20 protein-coding genes are annotated in these 18,489 nt (G+C 72.3%); 12 read left to right on the top strand and 8 right to left on the bottom strand.

Translation table 11 applies throughout. The features are described from left to right. Positions 1 to 3 precede the first annotated feature (3 nt). Positions 4 to 759 (bottom strand): SDR family NAD(P)-dependent oxidoreductase, encoded by a 756-nt coding sequence (locus BJ958_RS19720; protein WP_218865879.1) that lies wholly within the window; start codon positions 757 to 759, stop codon positions 4 to 6. Between the two features lie 143 nt (positions 760 to 902). Here BJ958_RS19720 and BJ958_RS19715 point away from each other — a divergent pair, with 143 nt between their 5' ends. After that, positions 903 to 1,385: an SRPBCC family protein gene (locus BJ958_RS19715; protein ID WP_179728576.1), complete on the top strand. Its 483-nt coding sequence runs from the start codon at positions 903 to 905 to the stop codon at positions 1,383 to 1,385. A 30-nt stretch (positions 1,386 to 1,415) separates the two neighbouring features. Further along, positions 1,416 to 2,381 (top strand): endonuclease/exonuclease/phosphatase family protein, encoded by a 966-nt coding sequence (locus tag BJ958_RS19710; RefSeq protein WP_179728575.1) that lies wholly within the window; start codon positions 1,416 to 1,418, stop codon positions 2,379 to 2,381. Positions 2,382 to 2,642: 261 nt separating this feature from the next. On the opposite strand, the gene BJ958_RS19705 is transcribed toward BJ958_RS19710, so the two are convergent. After that, positions 2,643 to 3,725 (bottom strand): inositol-3-phosphate synthase, encoded by a 1,083-nt coding sequence (locus BJ958_RS19705; protein ID WP_179728574.1) that lies wholly within the window; start codon positions 3,723 to 3,725, stop codon positions 2,643 to 2,645. A gap of 74 nt (positions 3,726 to 3,799) precedes the next feature. Further along, positions 3,800 to 4,393 (bottom strand): PadR family transcriptional regulator, encoded by a 594-nt coding sequence (locus BJ958_RS19700; RefSeq protein ID WP_179728573.1) that lies wholly within the window; start codon positions 4,391 to 4,393, stop codon positions 3,800 to 3,802. A 264-nt stretch (positions 4,394 to 4,657) separates the two neighbouring features. Between BJ958_RS19700 and BJ958_RS19695 the strand changes: the two genes are divergently transcribed. The 4 genes from BJ958_RS19695 to BJ958_RS19680 are packed head-to-tail and all read left to right on the top strand — an operon-like array spanning position 4,658 to position 9,760. Further along, positions 4,658 to 5,539, top strand: coding sequence for a hypothetical protein (locus BJ958_RS19695; RefSeq protein WP_179728572.1), 882 nt, complete (start codon positions 4,658 to 4,660; stop codon positions 5,537 to 5,539). Then, positions 5,536 to 6,039 carry a SigE family RNA polymerase sigma factor gene (locus BJ958_RS19690; RefSeq protein ID WP_179728571.1) on the top strand — a complete coding sequence of 168 codons (504 nt, stop codon included), beginning with the start codon at positions 5,536 to 5,538 and terminating at the stop codon, positions 6,037 to 6,039. The genes BJ958_RS19695 and BJ958_RS19690 overlap by 4 nt, the downstream gene beginning before the upstream one ends. 24 nt (positions 6,040 to 6,063) lie before the next feature. Next, positions 6,064 to 8,328, top strand: coding sequence for a transglycosylase domain-containing protein (locus BJ958_RS19685; RefSeq protein ID WP_273519735.1), 2,265 nt, complete (start codon positions 6,064 to 6,066; stop codon positions 8,326 to 8,328). 7 nt (positions 8,329 to 8,335) lie between these two features. Continuing rightward, on the top strand, positions 8,336 to 9,760 hold the full coding sequence (locus tag BJ958_RS19680; RefSeq protein WP_343052745.1) for a glycosyltransferase family 87 protein: 1,425 nt from the start codon (positions 8,336 to 8,338) through the stop codon (positions 9,758 to 9,760). On the opposite strand, the gene BJ958_RS19675 is transcribed toward BJ958_RS19680, so the two are convergent. Next, complete coding sequence (locus tag BJ958_RS19675; RefSeq protein WP_179728570.1) at positions 9,750 to 10,847, bottom strand: alanine racemase; 1,098 nt, start codon at positions 10,845 to 10,847, stop codon at positions 9,750 to 9,752. The two genes, BJ958_RS19680 and BJ958_RS19675, sit on opposite strands and share 11 nt — an antisense overlap. Beyond that, entirely contained in the window at positions 10,847 to 11,977 is a 1,131-nt protein-coding gene (locus BJ958_RS19670) for a lipid II:glycine glycyltransferase FemX (protein ID WP_179728569.1), read from the bottom strand. Before BJ958_RS19670 ends, BJ958_RS19675 begins: the two co-directional genes overlap by 1 nt. A gap of 63 nt (positions 11,978 to 12,040) precedes the next feature. On the opposite strand from BJ958_RS19670, the gene BJ958_RS19665 reads away from it, so the two are divergent. Continuing rightward, the gene (locus BJ958_RS19665; protein ID WP_179728568.1) at positions 12,041 to 12,439 is read left to right on the top strand and encodes a MarR family winged helix-turn-helix transcriptional regulator; all 399 of its coding nucleotides are present in this window, start codon (positions 12,041 to 12,043) and stop codon (positions 12,437 to 12,439) included. Here the strand turns inward: BJ958_RS19665 and BJ958_RS19660 are convergent. From BJ958_RS19660 to BJ958_RS19650, 3 genes are read right to left on the bottom strand one after another with little or no spacing between them, the layout of a single operon-like run. After that, positions 12,436 to 12,918 (bottom strand): group II truncated hemoglobin, encoded by a 483-nt coding sequence (locus tag BJ958_RS19660; RefSeq protein WP_343052744.1) that lies wholly within the window; start codon positions 12,916 to 12,918, stop codon positions 12,436 to 12,438. The two genes, BJ958_RS19665 and BJ958_RS19660, sit on opposite strands and share 4 nt — an antisense overlap. Beyond that, positions 12,915 to 13,439 (bottom strand): hypothetical protein, encoded by a 525-nt coding sequence (locus BJ958_RS19655; protein ID WP_179728567.1) that lies wholly within the window; start codon positions 13,437 to 13,439, stop codon positions 12,915 to 12,917. The genes BJ958_RS19660 and BJ958_RS19655 overlap by 4 nt, the downstream gene beginning before the upstream one ends. 43 nt (positions 13,440 to 13,482) lie before the next feature. Beyond that, complete coding sequence (locus BJ958_RS19650; protein WP_179728566.1) at positions 13,483 to 14,280, bottom strand: deoxyribonuclease IV; 798 nt, start codon at positions 14,278 to 14,280, stop codon at positions 13,483 to 13,485. A 123-nt stretch (positions 14,281 to 14,403) separates the two neighbouring features. Here BJ958_RS19650 and BJ958_RS19645 point away from each other — a divergent pair, with 123 nt between their 5' ends. The 5 genes from BJ958_RS19645 (at position 14,404) to rplI (ending at position 18,379) form a co-directional block, all read left to right on the top strand. Further along, complete coding sequence (locus BJ958_RS19645; RefSeq protein ID WP_179728565.1) at positions 14,404 to 16,395, top strand: FHA domain-containing protein; 1,992 nt, start codon at positions 14,404 to 14,406, stop codon at positions 16,393 to 16,395. Between the two features lie 219 nt (positions 16,396 to 16,614). After that, on the top strand, positions 16,615 to 16,902 hold the full coding sequence (gene rpsF / locus BJ958_RS19640) for a 30S ribosomal protein S6 (RefSeq protein ID WP_179728564.1): 288 nt from the start codon (positions 16,615 to 16,617) through the stop codon (positions 16,900 to 16,902). Positions 16,903 to 17,026: 124 nt separating this feature from the next. Next, positions 17,027 to 17,596, top strand: coding sequence for a single-stranded DNA-binding protein (locus BJ958_RS19635; RefSeq protein WP_179728563.1), 570 nt, complete (start codon positions 17,027 to 17,029; stop codon positions 17,594 to 17,596). 71 nt (positions 17,597 to 17,667) lie between these two features. Beyond that, positions 17,668 to 17,904: a 30S ribosomal protein S18 gene (gene rpsR, locus BJ958_RS19630; protein ID WP_141796553.1), complete on the top strand. Its 237-nt coding sequence runs from the start codon at positions 17,668 to 17,670 to the stop codon at positions 17,902 to 17,904. A 28-nt stretch (positions 17,905 to 17,932) separates the two neighbouring features. Continuing rightward, a complete protein-coding gene (gene rplI / locus BJ958_RS19625) occupies positions 17,933 to 18,379 on the top strand; it encodes a 50S ribosomal protein L9 (RefSeq protein ID WP_179728562.1) in 447 nt (148 codons plus the stop codon). Positions 18,380 to 18,489 lie beyond the last annotated feature (110 nt).

Raw genomic sequence — 18,489 nt, 5'->3', positions numbered from 1 at the left:
CTGCTACCAGGGCACCGGGCCGGCCGCGTCGAAGAAGCTGCCCGACGGCCCGCTCTCGTCCAGGAGCGCCGCGCGCGCCACGACCTCGGCCGCTTCGTCGGCCGTCGTCGGGGCGGCCGCCCGGTTGTCGGGGCCGCCGAGGTCGGTCTGCACCCAGCCCGGGCACACCGAGTTCACCTTGACCGGCGTGCCGGCCAGCTTCTTGGCCAGCGCGATCGTCAGCGCGTTGAGCGCCGCCTTCGACGACTGGTAGGCCGGCACCACCAGTGCGTGGTACGGCGAGGTCGGGTCCAGCTGGTCGCTCAGCGAGCCCATCCGGCTCGACACGTTGACCACCCGGCCGCGCTCGGACCGCACGATCAGCGGCAGGACGGCCGCGGTCACCGCGGCGGCGCCGAGGACGTTGGTGCGGAAGGTGCGCGAGAACAGCTCGGGGTCGAGGGGACCGGCCGCGTCGGTCGCGGTCGCCTCCGGCAGGATCCCGGCGTTGTTGACCAGGATGTCCAGCCGGCCGTGCTCGCGCCGGATCCGCTCGGCCGCGTCCCGCGCGCTCGTGTCGTCGTCGACGTCCAGCGGTACGGCGCTGGCCCACACCCCTGCCTCGCGCAGGCCGGTGACCGCGGCCCGGGACTGGTCGACGTCGCGTGCGCCGATCACCACCGTCACGCCCGCCCGGCCCAGGCGCCGGGCCGTGGCCAGGCCGAGGCCCCGGTTGCCGCCGGTGATGAGGGCGACCCTCTCGTTCGTCATCGTCGTCATGGCAGCCAGCCTCCCGGGACCCGCCGGTTCGGGTCTGGCGGCAATCGGACGTCGCACCCCTGTGCCCGGCGTCACATACCGCCGGTCTGCTACCTGCGGGTAGGTTGCCGGGGACCACCCCTGCTCCCACGGAAGGCGCCACCATGGCCGACACGTACGAGAAGCTGCTCGAGGACTCGATCGAGATCTCCGCCCCCGTCGAGAAGGTGTGGTCGCTCGTCACCGACATCCCGGCGATGTCCAAGTGGAGCCCGCAGGTCGTGAAGTCGACCGTCCGGGGTGGCGTCGTCAAGCAGGGCGCGGTCTTCAGCAACCTCAACAAGCAGGGCCTCAAGCGCTGGCCGACCGGCGGCAAGGTCGTCCGGTTCCAGCCGCCGACCGCCTCCACGCCCGGCGACTTCGCGTTCCGGATCCGCGAGAACCGGACCGTGTGGTCCTTCGAGCTCGCGCCGACCGCCGACGGCGGCACCCGCCTGACCGAGCGCCGCGAGACCCCCGACGGCATCTCGGGCCTGTCGATGGTGCTGACCAAGGTCGTCCTCGGCGGCCAGCGGCCCTTCACCGACGAGCTCCGCCGCGGCATCCGGCAGACCCTCGAGCGGATCAAGGCCGAGGCCGAGGCCTGATCCCCACCGCCCGTCTGGTCTCATAGGCGCGTGACGGAGGGCAGCCGGGCGACCAGGGTCGCCACCGTGGCGGTCGCCGCGGCGGTCCTGGTCGCGGTGGTGGTCGTGCTCGTGCTGCAGGGCCCGTCCCAGCAGCCGGGCGCCGGTCCGGGCGCCCCGGTCACCACGGTGCCCCCGCCGCCCTCCTCGGGCGCCACCCCCACCCGCACCGAGCCGCCGCCGCCGTCCCCGACGCCGCCGCCGACCGTCCCGCCCACCTGCCCGACGCCCGCGCCGGTCCAGCTGACGGTGATGAGCTTCAACATCCACTTCGGCACCGCGCACGACGGCCGGGTCGAGCTGGACCGGATCGCCGCCGAGATCCGCGGCTGGCAGCCGGACGTCGTGCTGCTCCAGGAGGTCGACAAGGGCCGCCCCGTCAGCGGCAACCTCGACCAGGCCAGCGTGCTCGGCACCAAGACCGGCCTGAACCACGTGTACGGCGGCAACTCCCGCAACACCGGCGCCGGTCCCCGCGGCAACGCCATCTTGACCCGGTTCCCCATCACGTCCGCCACCAACACGCACCTGCCGATGGCCGGCGGCAAGGAGCTGCGCGGGCTGCTGCACGCCCAGCTCGACGTGGCCGGCGTACCCGTCAGCGTCTATGCCAGCCACTTCGACCACCGCGGCCGCAAGGCCCGCCGGGTGCAGGCGAGGACCGCCGTGCAGATGATGGCCGCCGACCCGCTGCCCAAGCTCTTCGGCGGCGACCTCAACACCGGACCCGACTCGCGCCCGATCGCGATCCTCAAGGGCTCCGGCCTCGGCGACTCCTGGGCCGTCGGCTCCGGCAAGGGCGCCACCGTCCCTGCCGACCGCCCCGGCAGCCGGATCGACTTCATCCTCCACGACGGCTGGTTCACCCCCGTCCAGGCCGAGGTGCTCTACTCCGCCGTCTCCGACCACCGTGCCGTGTGGACCCGGATGCAGCTGCAGCCCCCGCCCGCCTGCTGACGCGACCCGGGCCGCGCGCACGCGCCCGGTGGGGCGCCGCAGGCGCCGGACGACGGCCCTCCGGCCGGCGATGTCGGGGTGCCGTCGGCGTCGAACGGCATCCGCTCTTCGGGGGACGTCCGTCAGCCGACGGCGGGGTCCTCGCTTCGAGCCGGCCGGAGGGCCGACGGGAGGCGCCGGAGGCGCCCCACCGGACACCTGGACGCGGAACGGCCCGGCTCGCGAGTGCGAGCCGGGCCGTAGCGGGTGGAGCGGGGAGCGTCAGACGCCCTTGATGAAGGCCTCGAGCTGGGCGCGACCCTCGGTGTCCTCGATCTGCACCGGCGGGCTCTTCATGAGGTACGCCGACGCGGGGATGATCGGGCCGCCGACGCCGCGGTCCTTGGCGATCTTGGCCGCACGGACGGCGTCGATGATGATGCCGGCCGAGTTCGGGGAGTCCCAGACCTCGAGCTTGTACTCGAGGTTGAGCGGGACGTCACCGAAGGCGCGACCCTCGAGGCGGACGTAGGCCCACTTGCGGTCGTCGAGCCACGCGACGTAGTCGGACGGGCCGATGTGGACGTTCTTGTCGTCGATCTTGCCGGCCAGCGGGCCGTTGAGGTTCGAGGTGACGGCCTGGGTCTTGGAGACCTTCTTGGACTCCAGGCGCTCGCGCTCGAGCATGTTCTTGAAGTCCATGTTGCCGCCGACGTTGAGCTGGTAGGTGCGGTCCAGCACGACGCCGCGGTCCTCGAACAGCTTCGCCATCACGCGGTGGGTGATGGTGGCGCCGACCTGCGACTTGATGTCGTCACCGACGATCGGGACGCCGGCGTCCTCGAACTTCTTGGCCCAGACCGGGTCGGAGGCGATGAAGACGGGCAGGGCGTTGACGAAGGCAACACCGGCGTCGATCGCGCACTGGGCGTAGAACTTGTCGGCCTCCTCGGAGCCCACCGGGAGGTAGGAGACGAGCACGTCGACCTGGGCGTCCTTGAGGACCTGGACGACGTCGACCGGCTCGGCCGCGGACTCCTCGATGGTCATCCGGTAGTACTTGCCGAGACCGTCCAGGGTCGGGCCGCGCTGGACCTCGACACCCAGGGTGGGGACGTCGGTGATCTTGATGGTGTTGTTCTCCGAGGCGTTGATGGCCTCGGACAGGTCCTTGCCGACCTTCTTGTCGTCGACGTCGAACGCGGCGACGAACTCGACGTCGCTGACGTGGTAGTCGCCGAACTGGACGTGCATGAGCCCCGGGACGGTGCTCGCGGCATCGGCGCCCCGGTAGTACTGCACGCCCTGGATGAGGGACGTGGCGCAGTTGCCCACGCCGGCGATCGCTACTCGAACCGAACCCATGGGGTTTCCTTCCTTGGTACTCATGACATCTCGTGAATGATCAGGTGCTGACCTGTTGCGTGGTGCGGTGCCGGTCAGGACGGCGTCGACGGTGCTGCTGGAGTCGGCGTCTCCGGTCCGGGTGGTGCCTGCTGGCCACTGCGCTCGGCGTTGATGAGCTCGGAGAGCCACCGGACCTCACGCTCGACCGACTCCACTCCGTGACGCTGCAGCTCTGCGGCGTACCGGTCGGCCTCGGCCTGCGTCATGGCCAGCTCGCGCTGGACGCGGTCGAGCCGCTCCTGGAGCCGGGAGCGGCGTCCTTCGAGGACGCGCAGCCGGATCTCCATGTCGGTGGAGGAGAAGAACCGGAACCGGATGTCGAAGTTGTCGTCCTCCCACGCGGCAGGACCCACCTCCGACATCAGGCGCGAGAACTCCTCGGTGCCCAGGTCGGTCACCTGGTAGACGATCCGCTGCCGGCGGGTCTGGGGACCCGAGGGCACGGTCTCCTCGATGAGGTTGCCACGGAGCATCTTCTTCAGCGCGGGGTAGAGCGAGCCGTACGACAGCAGCCGGCCCCAGCCCAGCATCAGGTTCAGCCGCTTGCGCAGCTCGTAGCCGTGCATGGGTCCCTCGTGCAGCAGTCCGAGGACTGCGAGCTCGATGGTGTCCCCGCGCCGTGCCATGCGATCTATCGTAGCGATATATCCGCGAGACGTGAACTTCCGATGGATCGGGAGTGTCGGCACGGGGTGGTTGGACGAGGAAACTGGCGCTGGGACGAGGAAGCTTCCTCGTCCCAGCGCCAGTTTCACCGGCCGACCGGTGAAACTGGCACGTCGGCTGCAACCGATCCCTGCCCCGCTCCGTAGGAGGGACATGAACCACCTCACGGACGCCTCCGCCTCCGCCGCTGCGCTCCTGGGCCGGACCCCACCGCGGGGACGCCGGTGAGCACCGACGTGTGGGACGAGGTGGCGGCCGCCCTCGAGGCCGGGTACGACGACGAGCCGGCCCCGCGTCCGGCGTCGGCCTACGTCGCGTCCGGCCGGCGCCGCCAGCGCAACCGGCGGCTGCGCTACGGCGCGGCCGGGGCCCTCGTGGCGGCCGCGGCGGTCACCGTCGCCCTGCTGCCCGACGGGTCCGGGTCGCGCAGCACCCCGGACCCGACGCCCGTGGTGGAGCAGCCGTCCCCGTCGCCGGTCGTGACCGCGGCGCCGCAGCCGGGCCGGCCGGGCGAGCCGGGCGAGAAGGTCTCCGACGTGCTCGTCCGCGGCCAGCACGCCGGGTACGACGCCAGCGGCGCGGTCGTGCTCCGGCGGGGCTGGCGGATCGTGCGGGAGGTGGCGAACCCGCTGCACCGGGTCGCCCCGGACGCCTCCGTCGGGCTGGTGGTGACGGACGGGGAGGAGACCTACTGGTACCTCCTCGACCACACCGCCGACGGCGGCGGCGCGTCGTGGGACCCGGCGCGCGTCGGGCACGCGCGCTTCGAGCAGTGGCTGGCCGACATGGTCGACCTGCAGACCGGGTCCGAGCCGGCGGCGTACGTCACCTTCACCGCCGACGGCACCCTCGCGCCCGGCGTCGGCGTCCGGATCCTGGGGCAGTGGCCGGACCCGGACGTCCCCGGCTTCGCGGCGCCCGGCGACGACAGCGCGGTCGCGAAGGTGGTGCTGGACGGGCGGGTCTCCTTCGTGCTGGCGCGCCGCTCCCCCGGCGGGCCGACCGAGGCCATCCCCGTCGACGCGGACGTCCTGCCCGAGCCGACGCTCGCGGCCTTCCTCGCCCACGCCCGTGACCGCTACGCCTCGGGGGCGGGGTTGCGGTGACCGGGCGCCAGGAGCGGGACGCCGCGTTCACCGCGTTCGTCGAGGCCCACCAGGTCCGGCTGCGCCGGGTCGCGTACGCCGTGTGCGGCGGCGAGTGGGACCGCGCCGAGGACGTGCTGCAGACGGCGCTGGCCAAGCTCTACGTGAGCTGGCCGCGCCTGCACGCGGCCGGCACCGAGCTGGCGTACGTGCGCCGGATCATCGTCAACGCGGACCTCGACGAGCGGCGCCGGCCGTGGCGCCGCGAGCGGCCGGGTCTGGAGGGCCACGACCCCGCGGCCCGCGCCGGGCTGGGGGTCGACGAGCGTGCCGAGCTGCTCGCCGCCGTGCGCTCGCTGCCGCCGATGCAGCGCCGGGTGGTCGTGCTGCGGCACTGGCTCGGGTTGTCGGTCGCCGAGACCGCCGCCGAGCTCGACATCGCGGAGGGCACGGTCAAGAGCCAGTCGTCGCGGGCACTGGCGGCGCTGCGTGGACAGATCTCCGGGAATCGGGTCGGCTGACACCGGCGCCGTACCCTGTCCTGCGTGGTTCAGGGAAAACGTAAGTCCGGCGCGTCGACCAAGAAGTCGAAGGCGCGCTCGAAGGACCGCACGCCGCGGACCTGGAAGCAGCGGCTGAAGCGGTACACGGTCTGGGGCCTCATCGCCTGCGTGGTGATGGCGCTGCTGGGTGCTGCCGGCTTCTTCGTGGCGTACCGGTCGATCGACATCCCGGACCCCAACGCCGAGTTCCTCACCGAGACCACGCAGGTCTACTACTCCGACGGCAAGAGCCAGCTCGGCCAGTTCGCGGTGCAGAAGCGTGACTCGATCGACTACGACGAGATGCCGCAGTACGTGAAGGACGCGGTCGTCGCCGCCGAGAACCAGACCTTCTGGACCGACAACGGCCTCGACCCCAAGGGCATCCTGCGCGCGGCGTTCAGCAACGCCCAGGGCAACGCGACCCAGGGTGCGTCGACGATCACCCAGCAGTACGTCAAGATCCTGTACCTCACCCAGGAGCGCACCTGGAAGCGCAAGCTCAAGGAAGCGATCCTCTCGCTCAAGGTGAAGAACCAGCTGAGCAAGCAGGACGTGCTCGAGGGCTACCTCAACACGATCTACTTCGGCCGCGGCGCCTACGGCATCCAGGCCGCGGCGCAGTCCTACTTCGCCAAGGACGCCGCGGACCTCAACCTCAAGCAGTCCGCCGCGCTGGCCGCGATCCTCAACAACCCCAACGGGCTCGACCCCGCGGACGGCGACGACGTGGCCCAGCGGCTGCTCGGCCGCTACCAGTACGTCCTCGACTCGATGGCCAAGATGGGCACCGCGCCCGCCGGTGAGGTCTCCCAGGCGCGCGAGGCGCTGCCGAAGTTCCCGCAGATCAAGCAGAGCGCCCAGTACGGCGGCCAGCGCGGCCACGTGCTGACGATGGTCCGCAAGGAGCTCAGCAACCTCGGCTTCAGCGAGGAGGAGATCAACGGCGGCGGCCTCCAGGTCACCACCACCTTCACCAAGAAGGCGATGGCCGCGGCCGCCGAGGGCGTCGCCGAGCAGCGCCCGGAGGGCTTCGGCCCCAAGCAGCTGCACGTCGCGGTCGCCTCGGTCCAGCCCGGCACCGGCGCCGTGCGCGGCTTCTACGGCGGCCAGGACTACCTCGACTCGCAGATCAACTGGGCGGTCGCGGGCGGCCAGGCCGGCTCGACGTTCAAGCCGTTCGCGCTCGCCTCGGCGATCGAGTCCGGCTTCGAGCTCAAGGACACCTTCGACGGCAACTCGCCCTACGACCTGCCGGGCGGCGGGCGCCCGATCGAGAACCAGGGCAACCACAGCTACGGCCGGGTCAACCTGATCAAGGCCACCGAGGACTCGATCAACACCGCTTACATCGACATGACCCTGTCGATGCCGGACGGCCCGAACCAGATCATCAGCACCGCCAACGCGATGGGGATCCCGCCGGCCGAGCCGGCCGACCCGCCGTACGGCATCCCGACCTCGAGCCCGGGCCTCCAGCCCAACACCGGCGTCTCGCTGGGCTCGCAGACGGTGAGCCCGATCAACATGGCCAACGGCTACGCGACCATCGCCAACCGCGGCGTCGCCGCCGACGCCTACATCATCGAGAAGGTCGTCGACCGCGACGGCGTCGTGCGCTACGACCACAAGGTCACCACCCACGACGCGGTCCCGGAGGGCATCGCGGACGACGTGGGCTACGCCCTGCAGCAGGTCGTGAAGTCCGGTTCCGGTACGGCGGCCCTGGGCCTGGACCGCCCGGCCGGCGGCAAGACCGGCACGGCCACCAACGGCAACGGCGAGGTCTCCTCGGCGTGGTTCGTGGGCTACACGCCGCAGCTGGCGACCGCGGTGATGTACGTGCGCGGCAAGGGCAACGAGCAGCTCAAGGACTGGCTGCCGTCGTACTTCGGTGGCGCCTACCCCGCCAAGACCTGGACCGCGGTGATGCTGCGCGCCCTCGACGGCGCGGACGTCGAGAGCCTGCCGCCGGCGGCGTACGTCAAGGGCGAGGCACCGGACGACGGGCACGAGTACGTGCCGCCGCCGCCCCCGCCGCCGAAGAAGACGAAGAAGCCCAAGGAGACGAAGACGACGCAGGCTCCCCCGACGGAGCTGCCGCCGCCTCCGCCGACCACGGAGCTGCCGCCGCCGCCGACCGACACGGTGCCGACCCAGCCGACCGGCCCGCCGACCACGACGGGCGGTGGTCCGATCATCGGTGGGCCCGGCAACGGCCAGAAGCCGCGCGTGCGCCAGGGGCGTCGCCGACCGGCGAACCGCTGAGGGACCGGTGACGCACGTCCACCCCACCCGCGACGACGCGGTCGTCACGGCGCTGAGCGAGGTCGTCGGCGGGCCGATGGGCGAGCACGCGCGGCCGCACCGGTGGTGGACGCCGGCCCGGGTCCTGCTCCTGCTCACCGCCGTGGTGTTCGCGGCCGGGCTCGTGCAGAAGGCGCCGTGCTCGCTGGCCCAGGGACGCGACCAGAACTGGGTCTACTCCCACATGTGCTACACCGACCTCAAGCCGCTGTACGTGCCGCGCGGGATGGCCGAGCACGCCTGGCCCTACTCCGACGACGCCCAGACCCGGGCGCGCTACGACGTGATGGAGTACCCCGTCGGCATCTCCTACTGGGCCTGGGGCACCGCGTGGGTGACGCACTGGCTCAACGGGTCGCCGGACGTCGCGGCCCGCTACAAGGAGCCCGTCTCCGACCTGTACGCCGACCCGGAGGTCCACGACGAGGAGGACATCTTCCTGCTCGTCAACGCCGTCGGCTTCGCCGCGCTCGCGCTGCTGGCGACCTGGCTGCTCGCGGGGACGAACCGGTCCCGGCCCTGGGACGCCGCGGCCTTCGCCGCGTCCCCCGCGCTGCTGCTGACCGGCCTGATCAACTGGGACCTGCTCGCCGTGGCCCTGGTGGCCGGCGCACTGTGGGCCTGGTCGCGCGACCGGCCCGTGCTCACCGGCGTGCTGATCGGGCTGGGCACCGCCGCCAAGCTGTACCCGCTGTTCCTGCTCGGCGGGCTGCTGGTCATCTGCCTGCGCCAGCGCCGCGTCGGGCGCTTCGCCCTCGCCGCGCTGTGGGCGGTGGTCGCGTGGGTCGTGGCGAACGCGCCGGCGTACCTCAGCGGCCCGGACCAGTGGAAGGTGTTCTGGTCGTTCAACGCCGAGCGGAAGGCCGACCTGGGGTCGCTGTGGCTGCTCGTCGACCAGGCCGGTGACCTCGGCATCTCGGCGCACACGATCAACGTGTGGTCGTGGGCGCTGTTCGGCGCCTGGTGCGTCGGGGTGTTCGCGATCGGGATGAGCGCCGGTCGCCGCGGGCCGGTGGCGATGGTCCCCCGCCTCGCGCAGCTGGGCTACCTGGTCGTGGTCGGCTTCCTGCTGGTCAACAAGGTCTACTCGCCGCAGTACGTGCTGTGGCTGCTCCCCCTCGCCGTGCTGGCCCGGCCGCGCTGGCGCGACCAGGTCGTGTGGCAGGCGTGCGAGGTCTTCTACTTCTGCACGGTCTGGTGGTACCTCGGCGGCTACCTCGCCCCCGCGGGTGGCGGCGACGCGGGGTTCTACTGGGTCGGCATCGTGGTGCGGGTGCTCGGCGAGCTCTACCTCGCCGCCGTGATCGTGCGCGACCTCTACCGGCCCGTCCACGACCCGTGCGCGCTCGAGCGGGTCGAGCCGGGGTCGGCCGTGGCGGAGCTCAGCCGGTGACCACGACCCGGTCGAACGCGGTGGCGGTGTAGCGGACCCGGACGTCGACGTCCTCGCCGACCTCGGGCACCCGCGCGCCGTGCGGCAGGAACAGCATCGAGGCCTGCATGTGTGGCGGCTCGGCGAAGAGCCGCTGCTTGCCGTCGATGGCGTACGGCGAGCGCACGAACCCGACCGCGTCGAGGCCGCCGCGGGCCAGCGTCGCCGCGCGCGCCTTGATCGACTGCTCACCCGTGGGCGCCTCCAGGCCGATGCCGTGCGCGGTGCCGCCGCTGACGACGAGCACGTGCCCGGACTTCGGGGCGGTGCGGCCGCGGTAGCCGAACGCGTCGCCGCGCTCGACCGGGTGCACGTCGAGGACCCTCGCCGTCACCCGCAGCGCGCCGCGGTCACCGAGCCACAGGCCGGTTCCGATCCGCGGGCGGACCGTGAAGTCGCCGTACTGGCTGCGCAGGGTGGTCAGCTCGGCGTCGGTGAGGTGGCTGACCCAGACCTCCGGGGTGCCGCGGGTGGGGACCTCGGCGGCGACGAAGTCGTTGACCAGCCGGGTCACCTCGCCGAGGTGGGTGCCCTGCCCCAGCGGCAGGTGCAGGGCGAGGCCCTCGACCCGGGCGCCGGGGTGCTTGCGGAGCAGGTCGCCGGCCTCCCACAGCTCGCGGGCGGCCATGCCGTGGCGGCGCATCGAGGTCATCCGCTCGAGCACGATCCGGGCGGTCGGGTCGGCGTGCAGCAGGTCGCGCAGGTCGCCGAGCCGGCTGACGGTGTGGACCAGGCGCCGGCCGGTCGCGGTGTCGGGGAGCGGCACCCAGGGGCGCCACGGGGTGAGCACCAGCAGGTCGCCGTGCCAGCGCTGGGCGACCTCGGGCAGCTCGTCGTACGTGCCGACCGCGAGGGTGCGCACGTCGTGGCCGCGCTCGGCCAGCCACTGGGCCTTGCGGGCCAGCCGGCCCAGCGTGAAGCCGTAGCCGTTGCCCTTGGCGACCGGGACGATCCCGGGCTGGGCGTCGGCGACCGCCTCGAGGTGGGACCGCCAGCGCGGGCCGTCGACGGTGAGGGTCAGCCCGCCGGTCGAGCCTGTCGCGACCATCAGCCCCTCCGCTGCAGGTAGACCTGGAACGCCTTGTAGAGCGCCCGGTTGATCGGCAGGTCCCACTCTCCGGCGTACTCGACCGCCTCGCCGCCGGTGCCGACCTTGAACTGGATCAGCCCGACGTGGGGGTCCTCGGCGTCGAGGGTCTCGGTGATGCCGCGCAGGTCGTAGACCGCAGCGCCGGCGGCGATCGCGTCGCGGATCATCGCCCACTGGATCGCGTTGGAGCCGCGGACCTCGCGCTTCTCGGTGGAGGAGGCGCCGTAGGAGTACCAGGCGTGCTCGCCGACCCGGATCGCGATCGTCGAGGCCACCAGGTCGCCGTCGTGGCGGGCCAGCCACAGCGTGAACCGCTCGTCGCTGTCGGCCTGCAGGGCGTCGTGCATCGTCTCGAAGTAGCGCAGCGGGCGGGGCGTGAAGTGGTCGCGCTGGGCGGTGTGGACGTAGAGCTCGTGGAACGCCTTCAGGTCCTCCCGCGAGCCGCGGGTGACCTCGACGCCCTCCTTGGCGGCCTTCTTGATGTTGCGGCGCCAGAGCTGGTTCATCGCCTTGAGGACCTCGTCCTCGCTGAGCTGGATGCCGTCGGCGGAGCGGAGCGGGACCTGGAAGACGAACTGGGGCTGGCCCGCCGCGAAGCCGCCCTCGACCCCCTGGTGGCGCCAGCCGAGCTCGTGGAGCTGGGCGACCACCCGGGCACCCGCAGGGGTGCGCTCGGCCGGCGGGATCTCGCCGAGCAGGCGGACCGCCGGGTCGGCGATGCCGTCCTTGACCTGGGCGGTGGTCCAGCGCCGGGTGACCACCGGCGGACCGGTGCGGACGGCGAACGCGCCCTGCTCCTTGAGGTGCCGCACCATCGGGTCGAGCCAGGAGCCGAGGTCGTCGGAGCTCCAGTCGATGACCGGTCCCTCGGGCAGGTAGGCGAGGTAGCGGTTGAGCCTCGGGAGCTTCCGGTACAGCACCAGCGCGACACCGACCTGCTTCCCCGCGTCGTCGAACCACCCCAGCGACTCGCTGCGCCACTCGCTCTTGACCTGCGCCCAGCCGGGCGTCTGCAGGAAGCTGGCGGAGGGCAGCGTGGCGAGGTGGTCGCGGTGCTCGGTCGGGCTGATCGGGCGCACGCTGGGCATGGGAACCAACCTATCGGGCGGGTGGCTCCGGGTGAGCCCCGGCGAGCGGGGTACCGCCGGGCCATGACCGCACCCCGCCCGCTCGGCTACTGGCTGACCACGCTCGACCGCCTGCTCGACGACCAGGTCGCGGACGCCCTGGCCGAGCGCGGGCTGAGCCGCAGCGAGTGGCACGCGCTCGGGCGCCTCGAGCACGGTGCCGTCGCCGAGGACGTCGCCGTCGAGCTGCTCCCCGCCGTCGAGGGCCTGGTCGCGGCGGGGCTGGTCGAGCACCGCAGCGGCGAGTACCGGCTGACCGAGGCAGGCAGCGAGCGGGTCGCCGAGCTCCAGGAGGGCCCCGTGCAGGCGGTCGCCGAGCGGGCGGTCGAGGGTCTCTCGGCGGAGCAGTACGACGCGCTCCTCGGCTCGCTCGAGCAGGTGGCCACGAACCTCGGCTGGCTCGCGGACGGTCCCGTCTCCTAGGGTCGGTCCGGCTGCCAGGGCGGGGTCTGTCCCCACCCCCACCGCGGGACGTCCGCGGCATCGACGGCCGGCGGGTCCTCGCCGGAGTAGACCAGCGCCATCCGGGTGCCCCACTCCAGGTAGTAGACGAACACCGCCCGGGACTCGGGGTCGGTCGGCAGCCCGGCCTCGTCGGCAGCGTCGAGCAGCAGCTCGACCCACCGCCGGCGCTGCTGCTCGGTGATCGCGCGGCCGAGGTGCTGGCGCGCCATGTGCGGGTGGCCGCCGCGGTGGGCGGTGTAGCCGGCCGGGCCACCGAAGACCTCGGCCAGCCACACGGCGACGTGCTCGGGGTGGTCGGCGTCCATGCCCGCGAACACCGGGGCGAGCACCGGGTCGCCCGGCACCCGTGCGTAGAACACGGTGGTGAGACGGCGCAGGGCGTCCATCCCGCCGGCCCACTCGTAGATGCTCGGCGTCGCCGGGTCCGGTCGGGTCACCGGGCGTCCGGGCCCTGGGCGCGCACCTGCTGGACGTGCTCGAGCGAGTCGCGCACCTCGGCCAGCCAGTCGTCGGCGTGCTGCTGGACGAGCCGGACGCACCAGGCCAGCGCCTCGCTGCGGCTGCGGGCGACGCCGCCGGCGATGAGGGTGTCGAGGACGGCACGCTCGGGCTGGCGCAGCCGGGTCATCGTCGGCACCGCCAGGTGGGTGAACAGGGCCCGGGTGCCGTCGCACTCGACACCCCACGCGACCTTCTGGTCGTACTGGCGCTCGGCCTCGCGGGCGATGGCGATGCGGGTGTCGCGGGTGCGCTCGCGGAACTCCTGGATCCGGCCCTGGGCCGCGGCCTCGCGCTCGGTCGCCGAGGCGTCCTCGGCGAGCCTGGGGGCCGCGATGCGGCCGATGACGGTGATCTCCTCGCGGTCGACGGTGACCTCCACCAGGGACTCGAACAGGTCCTCCGGCAGCCGGCCCACGAACCAGCCGCGGATCTGGTCGCGCTGCTCGGTTGTAATCATGTAATCGAGATTACGCCGGATCCGCCGGAGTGCAAGGGGTTCGTCAGAGGCGCTCGCGCAGCCACGCGAAGTCGGCGACGTGCTCCTCGGCGCCGCCCGGCGTCTCGCACACGACCGGCGCACCGGCGTCGCGGACCACCTGGGCGAGCAGGTCGGGGTCGATCTGGCCGGCACCGAAGTTGGCGTGCCGGTCGGCGCCGGAGTCGAAGGCGTCGCGGCTGTCGTTGGCGTGGACCAGGTCGATGCGGCCCGTGATCGCGAGGACGTCGTCGACGATCGTCTCCAGCGCGTTGCCACCGGCGTGGGCGTGGCAGGTGTCGAGGCAGAAGCCGACCATGTCGGCGCCCTCGGCGGACGCGATCGCGTCCCAGGTCCCCTTGATCCGCTCGAGGTAGCGGGTCATCGCGTTCGTGCCGCCGGCCGTGTTCTCGATCAGCAGCGGGATCTTGATGTCGGTCGCCTCGACCGCCTTGCGCCAGTTGTCGAAGCCCTTCGCGGGGTCGTCCTCGTCGGTGACGTGGCCGCCGTGCACGATCAGTCCCTTGGCGCCGAGCTCGGCCGCGGCGTCCATGTGCTGCTGCAGCAGCTTGCGGCTCGGGATGCGCTGGCGGTTGTTGGTGGTGGCGACGTTGATCAGGTACGGCGCGTGCACGTACAGGTCGACGCCGGCCTCCTCGGCCGCCGCGCGGAGGGCGGCCGGGCCGCCGTCGTACGACAGGACGGGGCCCTTGTAGGACTGCGGGTTGCCCAGGAAGAACTGCACCAGCGGGGCGTTGCGGGCCGCCGCCTCGGCGATCGGGTCGGTCTGGTCGACGTGGGCTCCGATGCGCAGCTCGCTCATGCGGCCATCGTAGGGACGGGCCCGGACAGTGCTGTCCCGGTGTGTCCCCTCCTTGTCCTGGGCGTGTCCCCTCTTCGCCCGGAATCCTCGTGGACAGGGCCGGTGGGGCACTAACGTCCTCGCGTGACCACCCTCCATGTCTCCGCGGGCGGCCGGACCTGGTCGTTCGAGGAGCCGCGCGTCGTCAGCATCGGCCGCGACACCGGCTCCGACATCGTCCTCACCGCGCCCTCCGCCTCCCGCCAGCACGCGCAGCTGCGCTCGGACGGCTCCGGCTGGGTCCTCGTCGACACCGGCTCGAGCGGCGGCACGTTCCTGGGCGGCAACCGGGTCACCGAGGTGCGGCTCACCGGTGCGACGACCGTCCGCTTCGGCGGGGTCAACGGCGAGGAGGTCGTGCTCACGCCCGCGACCGCCGCCCGCCCCGCCGCGCCCGACCCGGCGGTGCTCCCGCCCGCCGGCCTGGCCCAGACCATGCTGCCCGGCGTCGGCCCGGCCGGTCCCGGCTACGTCAGCGGCCCCGGGCTCCTGGTGCGCGTCGGCGGCGCGTCGAAGCGGTTCCCCCCGGGCGTGGTGGTCCGGATCGGCCGCGACCCGGCCAGCGAGGTCGTCGTCGACGACCCGTCGGTCTCCCGGCTGCACGGCGTGGTCGAGGGCCGTCCCGACGGCTGGTGGTACGTCGACCGGTCGACCGCAGGCACCTTCCTCGAGGAGGACCGGGTCACCCAGCGCAAGCTCGAGGAGCCCACGACCCTGATGCTGGGCCACCCCACCGCGGGTGCCGAGGTCGAGGTCGTCCCGATCGTGGCGACGGGTGTCGCGCAGAAGTCGATCGCCAAGAAGAAGCGCAGGCGCACCGCCGCCCTCGTCGGCGGGATCGTCGCGGCCCTGGTGCTGGTCGGCGGTGGCGTCGCCGCAGCCGTGCTGCTCGGTGGCGACGACTCGGGCGGGGAGGACGGCCCCACCGAGGCGGCAGGTCTCAGCACCGAGGCGCTCGACCGGGCCAAGCTCGCCAGCGTGCTCATCATCGCCGTCGACGACAGCGGCGAGCCCATCTACACCGGCTCCGGCACGATCATCAGCGAGGACGGGCTGATCCTGACCAACGCCCACGTCGGCAAGCCGAGCGCGCCTGGCCAGCAGGGCGGCGAGGAGGACCCGGCCGGGCTCCTGGTGGCCCTCACCTCCGCCGAGGACGACAAGCCCGCGGCGCCGTCGTACTCCGCCGAGGCGATCGTCGCCGACGGCGTCCTCGACCTTGCGGTCCTCAAGATCACCGCGGACGCCGACGGCAAGAAGATCGACGACAAGGACCTCGACCTGCCGCCTCCGGTCCCGGTCGGCGATAGCGACGACCTGCGCACCGGCGACGAGCTCACCGCGCTCGGGTTCCCGGCGGTCGCCCACGTGGCGTCCGACGACGGGCTCGACCGGGCCCTGACCGTCACCCGCGGCGTCGTGTCCACCTTCCTCAAGGAGGCCGCGGTCCCCGGCAACCGGGCCTGGATCGACAGCGACATCCGGATCGGCTCCGGCAACTCCGGCGGCGCCTCGATCAACGACGACGGCGAGCTGGTCGGCATCAACAGCGCGGTCGTCACCGAGTCCACCGTCGGCGACAGCGGCGAGGGCGGGGCGTTCACCGGTGGCTCCGCGCGGATCCGGCCGGTCAACCTCAGCTCGGACATCGTCGAGATCGCCGAGAAGGGCGGCGACCCGGACTACGTCTCGCCGTACCTCGACGACGTCCCGGAGCCTCCGGCCGACCCGATGGGCCAGGCGACGGCTGCTCCCGCGGGCTGGACCGTCGACGGCAACAGCGACTGCTCGACCACGAGCACGCTCGACGACCCGCAGGTGCTCAGCGGCGTGACCCTCCCGGCGACCCTGTACGCGCACTTCGCCGTCACCGGGCTGCCCGACGGGACGCCGTTCACCATCGAGCTCCACAACCCGCAAGGTGAGCTGCTCGGCTCCCTCGACGGGTCGTGGGACCTCGGCTCGGACGACGTGTGCGCCACGGTGTCCCTCGACGTGCCCGAGGGCCTGACAGCCGCGATCGCGGTGCTCGTCATCGACGGCACCCAGATCCAGAACCCGGTGCTGTTCGGCTAGCTCCGGCGAGCTCGCGGTGGGCGGTCCGGCGCTGGGTGCGCCGGGCCGCTCGTCGTTCCTGCCGTCGCGATTCGGCCCGCTCCCCCGAGCGCTGTTAACCTCTCCTGTCCGGTGCCGCTGGCGCCGTACCGTCTGCTGGGCCGAACCAGCCAGACAAGCAAGGCCCTCCTGCCGTGGAAAGTCCACGGCCGCCTGAGTCCAGAGGAGGTGGAGACCGCTTTGCGCAACTATGAAGTCGTGGTCATCCTCGACCCGAGCCTCGACGAGCGGACGGTCCAGCCGTCGCTCGACAAGTACCTGAACGTCGTCCGCAACGACGGCGGCACGGTCGAGAACGTCGACGTGTGGGGCAAGCGTCGCCTGGCGTACGAGATCAAGAAGAACGCCGAGGGCATCTACGCCATCATCAAGCTGACCGCCGCTCCGGCGACCGTCGACGAGCTCGACCGTCAGCTGACCCTCAACGAGTCCGTCCTGCGGACCAAGGTCCTGCGACCCACCGTCTGAGGTAGCCAGGACCCCTGTCCTGTGGATGTCGGCTGTTCAATGTCGGCACCACGGGACACCATGGGGTCCGTTGCCCGGGACGAGCCCGGGCGGGCCACTCGAACCCACCGCACAGGAGACCACCATGGCTGGCGACACCGTCATCACCGTCATCGGCAACCTCACCGACGACCCGGAGCTTCGCTTCACCCCGTCGGGCGCGGCTGTCGCCAACTTCACGGTGGCCTCGACGCCGCGTTCCTTCGACCGCCAGACCAACGAGTGGAAGGACGGGGACACCCTGTTCCTGCGCTGCTCGGTCTGGCGCCAGGTCGCGGAGAACGTCGCCGAGTCCCTCCAGAAGGGCATGCGCGTCGTCGTGCAGGGCCGTCTGGTGTCGCGCTCCTACGAGACCCGCGAGGGCGAGAAGCGCACCGTCAACGAGCTGCAGGTCGACGAGATCGGCCCGTCGCTCACCTGGGCGACCGCGAAGGTCACCCGCGCCAGCCGCTCCGGCGGTGGCGGCGGGTACGGCGGCGGCCAGGGTGGCGGCAACCAGGGTGGCGGCGGCCGTCCCGCGGGTCAGGACCCGTGGGGCAGCGCCCCGTCCGGTGGCGGCAACCAGGGTGGCGGTTCCAACTACGGGGGCGGCGCCCCGGCCAACGACCCGTGGGCCGCGCCGGGTGTCTCGTCCAACGACGAGCCCCCGTTCTGACCAGCATCACCAACCAACCATTCCGGCCGCTTTCTGACTGACGCGGCCGGGCTCTGAGGAGGAGCACCACAATGGCGAAGGCAGTCGTCCGCAAGCCGAAGAAGAAGGTTTGCCAGTTCTGCAAGGAGAAGGCCACCGGTGTCGACTACAAGGACACCGCCCTTCTGAAGAAGTTCATCTCCGACCGCGGCAAGATCCGCGCCCGTCGGGTGACCGGCAACTGCGTCCAGCACCAGCGGGACGTCGCGATCGCGGTGAAGAACGCCCGCGAGGTCGCGCTGCTGCCCTACACCTCCGCCGGTCGCTGAGCAGAGTCAGAGAAGGAGAGCTGAACTCATGAAGATCATCCTGACCCAGGAGGTCGAGAACCTCGGCGCTGCCGGTGACGTGGTCGAGGTCAAGGACGGCTACGGCCGCAACTACCTCATCCCCCGCGGCTTCGGCATCCGGTGGACCCGCGGCGCCCAGGCGCAGGCGGACTCGATCAAGTCCGCTCGCGCGGCGCGTGCCGTCCGCGACGAGGCCCACGCGGCCGAGCTGAAGGCCAAGCTCGAGGGCTCGCCCGTCGACGTCAAGGTCAAGGCCGGCCAGGGCGGCCGCCTGTTCGGTGCGGTCACCCCCGCCGACATCGCCGCCGCGCTCGGCGAGGCCGCCGGCGAGGCGATCGACAAGCGGACCATCGTCCTCGGCAACCCGATCAAGTCGCTGGGCAACCACGCGGTGTCGGTCAAGCTGCACGACGAGGTGTCCGCCGCGGTGGCCCTCAACGTCATCCCGGCCTGACCTCACCCGGTCGTCTTCGACACGCACGACCACCAACGGCGTGGCCGGTCCCCTCGGGACCGGCCACGCCGTTAGTTTTGGGGCCACTCCCACCCACCCCTGCGACCCCG

The sequence above is a fragment of the Nocardioides kongjuensis genome, from assembly GCF_013409625.1.
Taxonomy (GTDB): Bacteria; Actinomycetota; Actinomycetes; order Propionibacteriales; family Nocardioidaceae; genus Nocardioides; species Nocardioides kongjuensis.
The sequence above is the reverse complement of the archived record's forward strand: the minus strand, read 5'-3'. Positions and strand labels throughout refer to the sequence as shown.